The sequence below is a fragment of the Nonomuraea sp. NPDC050202 genome, assembly GCF_040656115.1.
In the GTDB taxonomy this organism is placed as follows: Bacteria; Actinomycetota; Actinomycetes; order Streptosporangiales; family Streptosporangiaceae; genus Nonomuraea.
On sequence record NZ_JBFALF010000013.1, the window covers coordinates 48989 to 63040 of the forward strand.

Annotated in this window: 12 protein-coding genes; 8 read left to right on the top strand and 4 right to left on the bottom strand. The window is 72.6% G+C overall.

Annotation, left to right across the window (positions count from 1 at the left end; genetic code table 11):
• The first annotated feature begins 41 nt into the window (after positions 1–41).
• From AB0I79_RS30320 to AB0I79_RS30335, 4 genes are read left to right on the top strand one after another with little or no spacing between them, the layout of a single operon-like run.
• Positions 42–1079, top strand: a complete 1038-nt coding sequence (locus tag AB0I79_RS30320) for a ketoacyl-ACP synthase III family protein (RefSeq protein ID WP_357879876.1) — start codon at positions 42–44, stop codon at positions 1077–1079.
• Positions 1076–1327, top strand: coding sequence for an acyl carrier protein (locus tag AB0I79_RS30325; RefSeq protein ID WP_357879879.1), 252 nt, complete (start codon positions 1076–1078; stop codon positions 1325–1327). The genes AB0I79_RS30320 and AB0I79_RS30325 overlap by 4 nt, the downstream gene beginning before the upstream one ends.
• Positions 1328–1347: 20 nt before the next feature.
• The gene (locus tag AB0I79_RS30330; RefSeq protein ID WP_357879882.1) at positions 1348–2391 is read left to right on the top strand and encodes a ketoacyl-ACP synthase III family protein; all 1044 of its coding nucleotides are present in this window, start codon (positions 1348–1350) and stop codon (positions 2389–2391) included.
• A gap of 56 nt (positions 2392–2447) precedes the next feature.
• Positions 2448–6461 carry a beta-ketoacyl synthase N-terminal-like domain-containing protein gene (locus tag AB0I79_RS30335; RefSeq protein WP_357879885.1) on the top strand — a complete coding sequence of 1338 codons (4014 nt, stop codon included), beginning with the start codon at positions 2448–2450 and terminating at the stop codon, positions 6459–6461.
• A 78-nt stretch (positions 6462–6539) separates the two neighbouring features.
• Here AB0I79_RS30335 and AB0I79_RS30340 read toward each other — a convergent pair whose 3' ends face one another.
• Positions 6540–7121, bottom strand: a complete 582-nt coding sequence (locus tag AB0I79_RS30340; RefSeq protein ID WP_357879888.1) for a hypothetical protein — start codon at positions 7119–7121, stop codon at positions 6540–6542.
• Between the two features lie 443 nt (positions 7122–7564).
• Here AB0I79_RS30340 and AB0I79_RS30345 point away from each other — a divergent pair, with 443 nt between their 5' ends.
• Complete coding sequence (locus AB0I79_RS30345; RefSeq protein WP_357879891.1) at positions 7565–8584, top strand: LacI family DNA-binding transcriptional regulator; 1020 nt, start codon at positions 7565–7567, stop codon at positions 8582–8584.
• Between the two features lie 3 nt (positions 8585–8587).
• On the opposite strand, the gene AB0I79_RS30350 is transcribed toward AB0I79_RS30345, so the two are convergent.
• Both AB0I79_RS30350 and AB0I79_RS30355 read right to left on the bottom strand, forming a co-directional pair.
• A complete protein-coding gene (locus AB0I79_RS30350; RefSeq protein ID WP_357879894.1) occupies positions 8588–10501 on the bottom strand; it encodes a primary-amine oxidase in 1914 nt (637 codons plus the stop codon).
• Positions 10502–10603: 102 nt separating this feature from the next.
• Positions 10604–11308, bottom strand: coding sequence for a helix-turn-helix domain-containing protein (locus AB0I79_RS30355; protein ID WP_357879897.1), 705 nt, complete (start codon positions 11306–11308; stop codon positions 10604–10606).
• Positions 11309–11527: 219 nt separating this feature from the next.
• Here AB0I79_RS30355 and AB0I79_RS30360 point away from each other — a divergent pair, with 219 nt between their 5' ends.
• The 3 genes from AB0I79_RS30360 to AB0I79_RS30370 all read left to right on the top strand — a co-directional run bounded on the left by AB0I79_RS30360 (position 11528) and on the right by AB0I79_RS30370 (position 13755).
• Positions 11528–12568: a TerC/Alx family metal homeostasis membrane protein gene (locus tag AB0I79_RS30360; protein WP_357879899.1), complete on the top strand. Its 1041-nt coding sequence runs from the start codon at positions 11528–11530 to the stop codon at positions 12566–12568.
• A gap of 237 nt (positions 12569–12805) precedes the next feature.
• Entirely contained in the window at positions 12806–13429 is a 624-nt protein-coding gene (locus AB0I79_RS30365; protein ID WP_357879902.1) for an RNA polymerase sigma factor, read from the top strand.
• A gap of 80 nt (positions 13430–13509) precedes the next feature.
• Positions 13510–13755 carry a zf-HC2 domain-containing protein gene (locus AB0I79_RS30370; RefSeq protein ID WP_357879905.1) on the top strand — a complete coding sequence of 82 codons (246 nt, stop codon included), beginning with the start codon at positions 13510–13512 and terminating at the stop codon, positions 13753–13755.
• Here the strand turns inward: AB0I79_RS30370 and AB0I79_RS30375 are convergent.
• Positions 13715–14026 (bottom strand): zf-HC2 domain-containing protein, encoded by a 312-nt coding sequence (locus AB0I79_RS30375; protein WP_357879908.1) that lies wholly within the window; start codon positions 14024–14026, stop codon positions 13715–13717. The two genes, AB0I79_RS30370 and AB0I79_RS30375, sit on opposite strands and share 41 nt — an antisense overlap.
• Positions 14027–14052 lie beyond the last annotated feature (26 nt).

Consider the following 14052-nt stretch of genomic DNA (forward strand, 5'->3'; position numbering starts at 1 on the left):
GCGATCGTCGACGAGTTAGGGGACGTGTGCGTACATCCAACATGTTCGTCAGAAGCCTCGGCGTCTTCGTGCCGGACATCGTGAGCGTCGAGCAGGCGGTGCGGGAGGGCCGGTACCCGGCCGAGGAGGTCGAGCGGTTCCAGCAGATCGGCGCGGCGGTCGCCGGCGACGTGCCCGCGCCGGAGATGGCCCGGCGCGCGGTCCTGGACGCCTACGACCGCTGGGGCGAATCCTCCCCGCGGGAGCTCGATCTCCTGCTCTACCCGTCGGTCTGGCACCAGGGTCCGAACGGCTGGCAGCCCCAGCACTACCTGCAGATGCATCTCCTCGGCGGGCACGTGCCGGCGTTCGAGATCCGCAGCGGCTGCGTCGGGATGATCAGCTCGCTGGAGCTGGCGGCGAGCTACCTGCAGGCCGACCCGCGGCGGGAGACGGCGATGGTGGTCTCCGCGGACAACCACGGCACCCCGCTGGTCGACCGCTGGCGCATGACGCCCGGGGCGGTGATCGGCGATGCCGCGTGCGCGCTCGTCCTCGGCAAGGAGTACGGCATGGCCGAGCTCCTCGCGGTCAACGTGACCACGATCCCGGAGGCCGACGCCGTCAACGACGGCGGCTACCCCCTGTTCCCCCCGGACGCCACCGTCGGGAGAGGGCTCAGCTTCGGGGACCGGCACGAGGAGTTCCGCCAGCGGCTGCTCAAGGCGCACGGGACCGGGATCCACCTGACGATCCAGAAGACGATGATGCAGCAGGTCGAACAGACCCTGGACGAGGCCGGCATCGGGTTCGCCGACATCACCCGGGTGGCGTTCCCGCACGGCCGCCGCGAGGACCTGGACGGCCAGATGTCCTGGCTGGGCATCGAGGAGGAGCAGACGACGTGGGACTACGGGCGGCGCGTCGGCCACTGCGGCGCGGTGGACCAGTTCATCGCCTTCGAGCACCTGATCGCGACCGGCGGGCTCGTGGCCGGTGATCACCTGCTCATGGTCGGCTTCGGCTCGGGGACGTCGGTCGCCGCGGCCGCGTTCCGGGTCCTGTCCAGCGTTCCCGTCACGAGAGGAGCACACGCATGACCGACCTCACGCAGCGGCTGGTCGGCTTCATCCAGGAGAACCTCGTCCAGGACGGCGACGACATCGAGGTCGACGAGACGACCCCGCTCCTGGTGTCGGGCCTCCTGGACTCCCTGCGGACGGCGCGGCTGCTGAACTTCCTCAGGAAGGACGTCGGCGTCCCGATCCCCGCCGCGAAGCTCGACCCCGAGAACTTCAGGGACGTCGTGACCATCGTGGCGATGGTCAGAGAACTCGAATCCGTCTAGCCGGGGCGAGGGGCGCAGTCATGCAGTGGGCGGACACGTACATCAGCGGGGTGGGAGCCTTCCTCCCCCGGACCGTCGTCAGCGTCGAGAAGGCCGTCGCCAAGGGCTGGTACCCGGCCGAGGAGGCCGAGCTGCACAACCTGGCCGGGGCGGCGGTGGCCGGTGACGTACCGGCTCCGGAGATGGCCCTGCACGCGGCGCAGAGCGCGCTCAAGCGCAGCGGCCGGGCACCGGCGGACCTGGATCTCCTCCTGTACGCCTCGACGTGGCACCAGGGCCCGGACGGCTGGCCCCCGCACTCCTACCTGCAGCGCCACCTGGTCGGCGGGGACGTCCTGGCCACCGAGATCCGGCAGGGCTGCAACGGGATGTTCATCGCGCTCGAACTCGCGGCGAGCTACCTGGACGCCGCTCCCGGACGGCAGGCCGCCCTGCTCGTCGCCGCCGACAACTACGGCACCCCGCTGATGGACCGGTGGCGCATGGGCCCCGGCTACATCGGCGGGGACGCCGCCAGCGCCCTCGTGCTCACGAAGGAGGCGGGTTTCGCCCGCCTGATGTCGGTCTGCACGGTGACCGTGGCCGAGGCCGAGGAGCTGCACCGCGGCACCGAGCCGCTGTTCCCGCCCGGCGTCACCGTCGGGCGCCGGATGAGCTTCGGCGCCAGGAACGAGCAGTTCAGGCAGCAGGTCATGCCCAAGGGGGAGGCCACCGCCGCCCTGTTCAAGATCCAGCGGGCGCTGATGGACGTCGTCGAGCGCGCGCTGGCCGAGAGCGGGATCGAGGCCCGCGATCTCGCCCGGGTGGCCTTCATGAACTACTCCGAGGAGATCGTCGAGCAGCGGTGCATGGCCGTGCTCGACCTGCCCATGTCCCGATCGACCTGGGGCTACGGCCGCACCATCGGCCACTGCGGCGCCAGCGACCAGGTTCTGGCCCTCGACCGGCTGCTGCTGACGGGGGAGCTGGGCCCCGGCGACCACCTGCTGATGCTCGGCACCGGCCCGGGGGTCACCGTCTCCAGCGCCGTGATCAAGATTCTCGATACGCCTGCATGGTCGTGAAACATCGTCATCGAAGGGAAACGAACGCGATGGTCGATAGTCCGAGCGGAGTACGGGTGGAACCGGTGGCGGTGGTCGGGATCGGATGCCGCTTCCCCGGCGACGCCGGCTCACCGGACGCATTCTGGGACCTGCTGAGCGCTGCCAGGAACACGACCCGGCCGCTGCCCGCCGAACGCTGGCGCCCCTACGAGAACCACAGCCCCGAGTACGCCGCCGCGCTGCGCGACGCCGTACGTCACGGCAGCTTCCTGCGCGACATCGAGGGCTTCGACGCGGAGTTCTTCGGCCTGTCGCCCCGCGAGGCCGAGCTGATGGACCCGCAGCAGCGCATCCTGATGGAGACCGCGTGGGAGGCGCTGGAGCACGCCGGCCTGCCGCCGCACGAGCTGGCCGGCACCGACGCCGGGGTGTTCGTCGGGGTCTGCACGGCCGACTACGGCGGCCGCCTGCTGGAGGACCTGCCCCAGATCGAGGCGTGGACCGGGATCGGCGCCGCCACCTGCGCCGTCGCCAACCGCATCTCCTACTCCCTGGACCTGCGCGGCCCCAGCATGGCCATCGACACCGCCTGCTCGGCGTCGCTGGTCGCGCTGCACCTGGCCGCGCAGAGCCTGCGGCTCGGCGAGAGCGACGTCGCCCTCGCCGGCGGCGTCAACCTGCTGGTCACCCCGGGCCAGACCCTCACGCTCGGCACCGCCGGAGCCCTGGCCCCCGACGGGCGGTCCAAGTCGTTCGACGCCTCGGCCGACGGCTACGGGCGCGGCGAGGGCTGCGGCGTGATCGTGCTCAAGCGGCTGTCCGACGCGCGGCGCGACGGCGACCGGATCCTCGCCCTCGTCATCGGCAGCGCCGTGAACCAGGACGGGCACACCAACGGCATCATGGCCCCGTGCGGGACGGCCCAGGAACACGTGATGACCAGGGCCTGCCGGCAGGCGGGCATCTCGCCCGCCACGGTCGACTACATCGAGGCGCACGGGACCGGGACCAGGCTGGGCGACCCGCTCGAGGCGGAGGCGCTGGCCGCCGTGTACGGCACGGGACGCTCCCCTGACGACCCCTGCCTCATCGGCTCGGTCAAGTCCAACATCGGCCACCTCGAAGGCGCCGCCGGCATCGCCGGCGTGATCAAGGCGGTGCTCGCCCTCGACCGCGGCGAGATCCCCCCGAGCGTGCTGACCACCCCGAACCCGGCCATCTCGTGGGAGACCTCGGGGCTTCGCGTGGTGACCGAACGGTCGGCCTGGCCGGACCGCGGCCACCCGCGCCGGGCGGGCGTCTCCAGCTTCGGGTACGGCGGCACCGTCGCGCACATCCTGCTCGAACAGGCCCCTCCCGCCGCGGACGCGGCTCGGGGCGAGGGGGCGGGGCAGCGCCTGTTCCCGCTGTCGGCCGCGTCGCGGACGGCTCTGCGCCAGTACGCGGGCACGCTGGCCGACGGGCTCGACGGGCTCGACCTGGCTTCGGCGGGGCACACGCTGGCGCTGCGGCGCTCCCACCTGGCCCGCCGAGCCGTCGTGATCGCGGCGGACAGGGGCGAGCTGGCCGCGAACCTGCGCAGGCTCGCGCAGGACCTGCCGTCCGAGGACGTCCTCACCGGGGACGTGCTGCCCGACTCCGGCCCCGGGCCGATCTGGGTGTTCTCCGGGCAGGGCTGCCAGTGGCGCGGCATGGGGCGGGAACTGCTCGCCACCGAGCCGGAGTTCGCGGCCCTGGTCGACGAGGTGGAGCCGATCTTCGCCGAGGAGATCGGCTTCTCTCCCCGGCAGGTCCTGACCGAGGGCGAGCTGGACGGGATCGACCGCGTACAGACCATGATCTTCGTGATGCAGCTGGGCCTCGCCCGGCTCTGGAACGCGTACGGGGTGGCTCCGAAGGCCGTCATCGGGCACTCCGTCGGCGAGATCGCGGCGGCGGTGACTGCCGGCGCGATGTCCGTCGCCGACGGCGCGCGCCTGATCTGCCGCCGGTCCCGGCTGCTGCGCCAGGCGGAGGGCCAGGGGGCCATGGTCATGGTCGGCCTGTCCTTCGAGGAGGCGGCCGAGCGGCTGGCCGGCCGTACCGACCTGGTCGCCGCGATCTCGTCGGCGCCCGGCTCCACCGTGCTGTCCGGGGACGTCGCCGCGGTCGAGGCGGTGCTGAACGAGTGGCCGGCCGAGGGCATCGTGGCCCGCCGGGTGGCGTCGGACGTCGCCTTCCACAGCCCCCACATGGAGCCCCTGGCCGTCGAACTGGCGGCGGCCACCGCCGATCTGTCGTTCGGCGCGCCCCGCATCCCCATGTACACGACCGTGCTGGCCGACCCCCGATCGACGCCCGTCCTGGACTCCGGGTACTGGGCGGCCAACCTCCGGGACCCCGTAAGGCTGGCCGCGGCGACCGAGGCCGCCGCCCAGGACGGCTACCGCGCCTTCCTGGAGATCTCCCCGCACCCCGTGGTCGCGCACTCCGTCACCGAGACGCTCGCGGAGACCGGTTTCGAGGACGTGTTCGTCGGCACGTCACTGCGCCGGAACCAGCCGGAGCGATCGACCCTCCTCGCGGCGCTGGGCCTGGCGCACTGCCACGGCGTCGAGGTGGACTGGAGCCGCCTGCAGCCGTCCGGCGGCCTGGCCGACCTGCCGCCGTACGCCTGGCAGCACCGCCGCCACTGGCGGGACGGCTCCGGCGGCGAGGACGAGAACCGGGGTCACGACGTGCGCTCCCACACCCTGCTCGGCGCCGGGACGAGCCTCGCGGGCAGCCGGGCGCGGCTGTGGCGGACCAGCCTGGAGGACGCCAACCGGCCCTACCCGGGCAGCCACGCGCTCAACGGGGTCGAGATCGTGCCCGCCGCCGTGCTGGTCAACACGTTCCTGCGCGCGGTCGCGGGCCCGGACGGCGCCCTTCCCGTCCTCACCGACGTGGAGATGACACATCCGCTGATGACCGCGGAACGCAGGCAGATCCAGGTCGTCCACGAGCCTCCCGCGATCCGGCTCGCGGCGCGCACACCGGCCGGGCCCGGCGAGCCGGAACCCGCCTGGCTGGTTCACGTCACAGCGTCCGTGGCGGCTCGCGGCGATGCGGCGGCCAGGAGCAACGGGGCGATGCAGAGTAACGGGGCGGTGCAGGGCAACGGGGCTGCCCAGGGCAACGGGGCAGCTCACGGCAACGGGACGGCGCAGGGCAATGGGGTGGCTCACGGCAACGGGACGGCTCACCCTAACGGGGCGGTGCGTGGCCATGCGCATGCGCTGCCCGACGTGCTGCCGGATGCCGATGCGACCGGTCTCACCCCGCTCGACACCGGATTCGTGCACCGGCGGCTGGCCGCGGTCGGCGTCCCCACGACGGGCTTCGAATGGACGATCCAGACGCTGTTGAGCGGAGACGGGGTACTCCGCGCCACGGTCCGCACCGGGCAGCCGGATCACGGGCAGCCGGATGACGGGCAGCCGGGTGAGGCGCCGCCGACGTGGGCGCCGGCGCTGGACGCGGTGATGTCCGTGGCTCCCTGCGTGTTCCCCGGCGACCCGGTGCTGCGCATGGTGGTGCACATCGACGAGGTGGTGCTGACCGGCGCGCCGCCGGAGACCGTGATCATCGAGGCGGCCGTCGACCCGGCAGGCGACGATACCGTACAGGCGCTCCTGGCCGACGCCGACGGCCGCGTGGTGGGACACCTGTCCGGGCTCCGCTACCCGGTGATCGACGCGCCGGCGGCGGCCGAGGAGGAGCTCCGGGAACCCGGGGACTCGTTCGCCGGCCTGCCGCCGGAGGAACTGCGCGAGCACGTCCAGACGGAGGTCCGCGCGGAGATCGCGGCCGTGATGAGGCTCGCCACGGAGGATCTGGCCGTCCGGCGTCCCCTCGTCGAGCAGGGGCTGGACTCGGTGATGACCGTCATGGTCAGGCGGCGGCTGGAGAAGCGCTTCGGCTGCCGCCTCCCCGCGACCCTGCTGTGGCAGCAGCCGACCATTTCCGCGATCGCGGACCATCTGGTGGGCCTGCTCACGACCCTGACGCCGAGACAGGACACCAGGGCCGAGGCCGTTCTCGAAAGCGCGCCGGCGATCGGAGGCTGAGACCTGCCGGGGGCGGCGGCCTGGGGTGGCCCTGGGCGCCCCTCGGGGGTGGTGATCCCCTGGGGGCGCCGCCCAGCCCTACTTGTTGTGCCCCGGCGGAGTGGCGGGGCCGTTGCCCTGGACCCGGCCCGGGGGCTCGCGTGTCTGGCCCGGAGGTACGTGCTCCGAGCTGGGGGCGACGGCCGGGGACGGGGTCCGGGTCGGGCGGGCCGCCTTCGTCTTGCCGGTCGTCGGCGTGCTCGCCGGAGCGGTCCTCGACGCTTCCCGGGCGCCTTCCGACGGCGGCACGGCGTCCCTCTCGCGGACCGGGCTCCGGCTGGAGCGGGGGCTGGTCTGCGGGATGGAGGGGGCGGTGGCGGCCTGCGGGACGGTCGAGGGGCGGCCGGAGGCGGCGGGCTCGACGGGGCCGGAGGCGGTGGGGTCGGCGGGGGCGGAGGCCGAGTGGGGGCTGATCGCGACCACCGGACGCCCGGTGCGGGCCTCGTCGGCGGTCTCCCCGCCGGTGTCCGGCGGTAAGGGGTCGAGGGAGGGGGAGTTGCCGGGCAGGGCGATCAGGACGGCGGCGAGCACCAGGTGGAGGACGCCCACCAGCAGGGCGGAGATCCGCAGCGCCAGCCCGCGGCGACGGCGCCGCCGCTCTTCGGCCTGGTCGTTCAGCATTTCCGGCACGTTCCTGCCGATGCCATGCGGGGGTGTCCTCCGGGGCGCGTGGGGCGGGTGAGTATCTTGATCTAGGCACGGATGGTCTCGGGGGTCAAGCCCATCGTACGAAGATCACAATCGCGTATCCGCCGCACCGTCATCTCGTGGCACGCAGCCGCGTGCGGTACCACAGTGAGATCCCCGCTCCCGCCGCATGCAGCGCCCACCCGGCCGGGCGGCCGACGACCTCGCCTCCGAGGCGTTCCTCACCGCGTTCAGGTAACGCAGACCTTCGATGCTGGACGGACGACGAACCCGCCGTGCCTGACGCCGAAGAGAACGACGGGCAGGACGGGCAGGAGCGTGCTCAAATCGTTCCAAACCCCTTTGAGTGGCTGCGCTATGATCACAGCGGACAACACGCTCGCGCCGCTCACGGGACTCGAGGAACGATGTCGAGCATGAAAGAGGTCGCCCGGCTCGCCGGGGTCTCCGTCGGCACCGTGAGCAACGTGCTCAACCGGCCGGAGATGGTCGCGCCCGACACCCGGCTGCGGGTGCAGGAGGCGATCGAGCGGCTCGGCTACGTGCGCAACGGCTCGGCCCGGCAGCTGCGGGCGGGGCGGAGCCGCATCATCGGGGTGGTCGCGCTCGATCTCTCGAACCCGTTCTTCATCGACGTCCTGCGCGGCGTCGAGACCGCCGCCCAGCAGGCCGACGTCACCGTGATGGTGTTCAACAGCAACAAGGACGCCGGCCGCGAGGCGGGGCTGCTGGAGACGTTCGAGGAGCAGCGGCCCCTGGGCGTGCTCATCACGCCGGTGAACGACAGGGGCGAGGAGGAGCGGCTGAGCCGGCTCGTCGCGCGCGGCATCCCGGTGGTGCGCTTCGACAGCTCGGCGGGCCACAGCGGCGGCTGCGCCGTCGCGGTGGACGACGTGCTCGGGGGCCGGCTGGCCGGCCTGCACTTACGCGAGCGGGGGCACCGCCGGATCGCCTTCGCCGGCGGCCCGTTCACCGTCCGGCAGGTACGCGAGCGGCGCGACGGCCTGGCCCGCGTGCTCGGCCCCGACGACACGCTGACCGTGATCCCCCTGCCCGACCTCACCGTCGCCACCGGCCGCATCGTCGGCAAGGAGATCGCCGGCCTGCCCCCCGGCGAGAGGCCCACCGCGGTCTTCTGCGCCAACGACCTGGTCGCGATCGGGGTGCTGCAGGAGATGACGCTGCGCGGGCTGCGGGTGCCCGCCGACCTGGCCATCATCGGCTACGACGACATCGACTTCGCCGCGGCGGCCGCGGTGCCGCTGTCGTCCATCAGGCAGCCGCGCGAGCAGCTCGGGCACACCGCCGCCACGCTCCTGCTGGAGGAGGCCAACCAGGCCGGCGACCACGAGCACCGCCAGGTCATCTTCCAGCCCGACCTGATGGCGCGCACCTCCACGACGGCCCGCGTCCGCGTGAACGACGCTCCCGAGTGACCGTCAGGCGCCGTGCCCGTGATGCGGGGGAACGTCCAGCGTCGGGTTGCGGTCGAAGAAGCCGACCGGCTTGAGCGTGAAGCCCGTGTGCTCCACCGGCATGACCGGCCAGTCCTCGGGCCGGGGAACGTGGGTGAGCCCGAAGACGTGCCAGACGACGAGCGAGCGGCCGTCGAGGTCGCGGTCGGCGGCGGCGAAGGCGGGCAGCCCGGCGCCGCCCGGGTGCTGGTTGACCAGGAAACCGGCCGGGTAACGCTCGTCCGGGTCGTACGCGGTGACCCACAGGTGCCTGGTCGCGAAGGCGGCCCGCGCCGCGATGGAGGAGCCGGGATCGGCCAGCAGCACCGGCTTGCCCTCCGGCTGGAGCGCGTAGGCGACGGGCCTGCCCAGCGCGTTGAGCGAGGCGGGGTTGGTGATGTGCCAGGTGCGCGCGGCTGACGGGTCCGCGTCGCGCTGGGCCTGGCTCTCCCTCGTCAGCGGGGTGCGCCGGAAGGTGAAGGCGTTGCCGCGCGGATTGCCGGCCCCCATCGGGACCCGGACCGCCTCGACCTCCTCCACCCGGTTGGCCGGCCCGTCCACCGCCATGTCCAGGCGGGCGCAGAACAGGTGCTGGTGGTAGGGCGCGGCCAGGCCGGGCGCGACCTCCGTCGCGTACGCGGAGCCGCCCCGCGGGTAGGCGGAGGTGAACAGCACGCCGGTCGCCTTGACCTCGAACCCGATGGTGCCGTCGAGGTAGAGGTACCAGGAGAAGCCGTAGTCGTAGTTGCCGACCGTGGTGAAGAACGACAGCACCAGGCGGCGCTGGCGGCGGACCTCCGCCGAGCCCGTCCACAGGTCCGTGTGCTTCCACAGGATGCCGTGGTCCTCCTCGTGCAGGCAGATCGCGTTCGGCAGGGTGCGCGCGGCGCCGCGCTCGTCGGCTATGACGGCGTCGAGGTAGGTGATCTCGCCGACGCAGTCGCAGCCCCGCTCCAGGGCGTTGGCGTACTGGCCGAACAGGTACTCGCCGGCGTCGAAGTAGTTCTGCCAGGAGCGGGTGGGGGACGGGTCGGCGTAGGGCACGACCATCTCGGCGATCGAGGCCCGGTGCACGATCGGGCGCTCGCGGACGGCGTCCCGGTCGTGGAAGGCGATCTGGTGCAGGACGAGCCCCTCGCGGACGTCGAAGCCGATCCGCAGCGACCAGTTCTCCCAGCGCAGCAGGCTCCCTTCGAGGGTGAAGCTGGGCCCCTCGGGCTGGGTGATCTCGATGGGCCGCTGCGTGGTGCGCGGGGGACCCGTGACGGCGGGGTCGTCGAAGTTGCCCGAGACCGAAGGGATCGGGACGGGGCCGGAGTCGATCACCTGGTCCACGGTGCGGTTCAGCACGTCCACGTACGCGACGAGGCCGTCCACGGGGTGCGCCCAGGCGTGGTCCTTCTCGTGCTCCTGCACGAAGGCGAGCCCGCGCAGGATGCGGCGGCCCGACTCGCCGGGGTACTCGTCGGCGTACACGCCGGCGGACAGCGGCGCCACCCTGACCTTGGCGACGTCCAGCCCGCGGCTCTTGAGCGCGGCGATCCACCGCTCGTCGGTCGCCAGCACCTCCTCGACGATCCCGAACTCCGCGTCCAGCACGGGCGGCTGGCCGTCGACCGCGGGGTCCAGCGTGCGGTCGACGTCGATCGTCCCCCTGGTGAGCGAGACGATCACGTCACGGGGCGCCGCCCCGGCGAGGTCGAGCAGCAGGACCCGGACCCTGCGGTCGAGCGGGGTCCCCGGCGAGTAGGTGAGCAGCGCGTCCTTGGGCGGCTCCTCCAGCCCGGTGTACGCGAAGCGGGTGGTGTCCTTGAGCAGCCCGGCGGTGGCCAGCACGGTCCGGGCGGCGGCGATCTCGCCGGGCGTCAGCGGGTCGAGCGGGTGCGGCGTGGCGGTCATGGCTTCTCCCTCTGCGGAGGAACGTCGCCGTCAGCGAACACCACGGCGACGGTGATTTCCAGGGCGGCCACCAGTCGCGGGAGATTCCGCAACCGGTTGTCTTCACGGCTGCTCCCGCGTGGCCGTTCTCTCCTGCGTGGCCGGGTTCTCCCGCGCGGCCGGGTTCTCCTGCGCGGCCGTTCTTTCCTGCGTGGCCGGTTGCTCCCGCGGGGTCGGTTCGTCCTGCGGGGCCAGGGCGGTGACGATGCGGGACAGCAGCGCCGCCCACTCCTCGTCGCCGACCCCGTGCAGATCCGGGGTGACCAGCGCGCTGCCCATCCCGAGCAGCAGGCAGAAGTGCGCCACCGCGTCCGGCGACAGCCCGGCGTCCAGCTCGGCGTCGCCCTGCGCCACCCGTACGAGGCCGGCGATCCAGGCGGCCCGCTCGCTGACGTAGTCGCGCATCGGCCCGGCCACGTCCTCGTCCCTGCGCGCGGCGACCAGCGCCTCCACGACGAGATAACCGAGGGGGTCGCGCCGGCGGGTCAGCGTGCGCCCGATGGCGAGCAGCAGCTCCGTGACCGACCGGTCGGGGTCGGCGACGAACAGGCTCGCGAGCTGGTGCCGCCCGTGCACGCGCAGGGCGGCCACGAGCAGCTCCGCCTTCGAGCCGAAGTGCGCGTACAGGGCGCCGTTGCTCACCCCCGCGGCGGCGGCGATGTCCGCCACGCGCGTGCCGTCGTACCCGCGCTCGGCGAAGACCTCGGCGGCGGCGCGCAGCAGCCGCTCGCGCGTCTCCGCGGCGGTGACTCCCGCGATGCGTCCCATGACCGAATTTAAAATTTCGTTCAATTGTCCCGTCAAGCGCGGCTTGGGAGACCCCTCCAGGCGAAGGCATGTCCCCCTCTGATCTAGTCTGAACCCGGCGAGGGGAGTACTTCGCAAGCGCCGGCCCGGTCATTACGGACGTCCCGCACGTCCCCGGACGGCCACCCGCTGGGTGAAGGAGACCTCGAACGGTTGGAACTGTTCGAGGGAGGTATTCCCATGTCCGCGGGGACATTTTCGCATGCCGTCGAGCTGCGCACCATCGCTTCACCGGCTCTCTGGGCCGTCACGGTCGCGGTCCTGTTGCTGCTGCTGGTGGTGGACCTGCTGATCACCCGGCGACCGCGCGAGGAGAGCATGCGCGCGTCCGCCGGCTGGTCGGTCTTCTACCTGCTGCTGCCCGTGCTCTTCGGCTGCTACCTGTGGGCCGGGCACGGAGGTGGCGTGGCGGTGGAGTTCTTCACCGGGTTCGTGGTGGAGAAGTCGCTGTCGGTGGACAACCTGTTCGTGTTCATGCTGCTGCTCGCGGCCTTCGCGGTGCCGTCCGCGCTGGCCCGGCAGGTGCTGCTGTACGGCATCGTCGGGGCGCTCGTCCTGCGCGTCGTCTTCATCTGGCTCGGGGCCGCCGCGCTGCAGAGCGGCACGTGGGCGTTCCTGCTGTTCGGCGGGATTCTTATCGTGACCGCAGGCAAGATCATCAAGGATGTGCTGCGCGGCGGCGAGCAGCAGGTGGACATCTCCTCCATGCGCACGGTACGGCTCGTGCGCCGCTTCGTCCCCGTCACCGACGACTACCGCGGCTCGCGGCTGGCCGTCCGTGAAGGCGGCCGGCTCGCGCTCACCCCGCTGGCGCTGGCCGCCGTCGCGATCCTGGCCACGGACGTCGTCTTCGCCGTGGACTCCGTACCGGCCGTGTACGGGGTGACGGACGACCCGTTCCTCGTCTTCGCCACCAACGCCTTCGCGCTGCTGGGGCTGCGGGCGCTGTACTTCGTCCTCCAGGGCGTGCTGACCAAGCTCCGCCACCTCAACCACGGGCTCAGCGTCATCCTCGCCTTCATCGGGGTGAAGCTCGTCCTGCACTGGGCGCACGGCATCTGGGCGTGGGTGCCCGAGATCCCGACGCCGGCCTCGCTCGGGGTCATCGTGTCGGTCCTGGTCGTCGTCACGGTGACCAGCCTGCTCGCCAACCGCCGCGACCGCCTGCGTGCCGCCCCCGCGCAGCCCGAGCCGGTCGGGGAACCGGCGGGCGAGCGCTGACGCGACGCCAGCCACGCCCGCGGGGCCCTTCCCGAGGCCCTGCGGGCGTTCCGGCCGCCACGATGGGCCCGCCCTTCCGGACAGCTTCCCAAGTCACGGCTACGCACCCCGTCAGCGGGGAAACGTCAGTGGGGGAGATTAACCTGAGCGGTGTCGTCCCGAGGTGGGGCGGCGCCGGGCTCGGGCCCGGCTCCTTGAGGTGAGATGTCCCAGCGTGCGACCGGAGGGGGAGCGATCGTGGGGTCCTTCGAGGGCGGTGGGCTGCCCCCGGATGACATCGTCGTCAGTGCCCTGCGCGCCGGCGACGAGGCGATGTTCGCGGCGCTGCTCGACACCTGGTCCAGAGGCATGCTCCGGGTCGCCAGGTCGTACGTGTCCACCGACCACTCCGCGGAGGAGGTCGTGCAGGACACCTGGCTGGCGGTGATCGACGGGATCGACGCCTTCGAGGCGCGTTCCTCGGTCAAGACGTGGGTCTTCCGCATCCTGGTCAACACCGCGAAGAAGCGCGGCGTGCGGGAGAGCCGCACGCTGCCGTGGAGCGCGTTCGAGCAGGACGGCGGCCCGTTCCGGGGCTCGGCCCAGGGCGGCCCGGCCGAGTTCGCCGCACCCTGGCCGACGCCCGAGGGCGAGGCGCTGGCGGCGGAGGTGCGCGTGCTGATCGCCGAGGCCCTCGGCCGGCTGCCGCCCCGGCAGCGGGTCGTGATCTCCCTGCGCGACGTGGAGGGATGCACCTCCGACGAGGTCTGCGAGATCCTGGAGATCTCCGCGGCCAACCAGCGGGTCCTGCTGCATCGCGCCCGCACCGCGGTACGCGGCTGGCTGGCGGACTACTACGAGTCGGTCAAACAGCCCGAATGACATCGCGCGGCCCCACCAGGCCCGCGCAACGGCGACAATAAGTGAAACGGTTCATCCCAGAGACGAGGGCGGTCAACGTCGTGAAGCGGTTCACCTGCGACGAGCTGGCGGAACTTCTCACCGCCTACCTCGAGGACGCCCTCGACCAGCCGTCCCGCGACGGCATGCAGGCGCACCTGTCCTGCTGCGAGGGGTGCGGGCGCTACTTCGAGCAGTTCCGCGCCACCATCAACGTGCTCGGCGACCAGCCGCAGGAGAAGTTGCCGGCGCCCGTCCGCGATCGGCTCATGTCCGCCTTCCGCGAGCGCCACCGCCATCACTCGTAACACCCCTGCCCGGGCAGGCGTCCTCGCCCGTGACGCCCCGTCCCGCGAAGCTCCGCCGCAGCGCGGCCAGCACCGGCGGTGAGATGACCCCGTCGCGCAGGCAGCCCAGGGCCGCGATCGTCGCCAGCAGCTGCGCCAGCCACGCCGAGCACCCCGGGCACGCCTCCAGATGGTCCGCGACCGTCCGCTGCCGCCCCGGCGGGAGCGCCGCGTCCAGGTACTCCGTGACCAGGGCGAGCACCTCGGTGCAGCCCAGTGAACCCTCCTCCATGCCACACAGTGCCCGGCGCGCCCCAT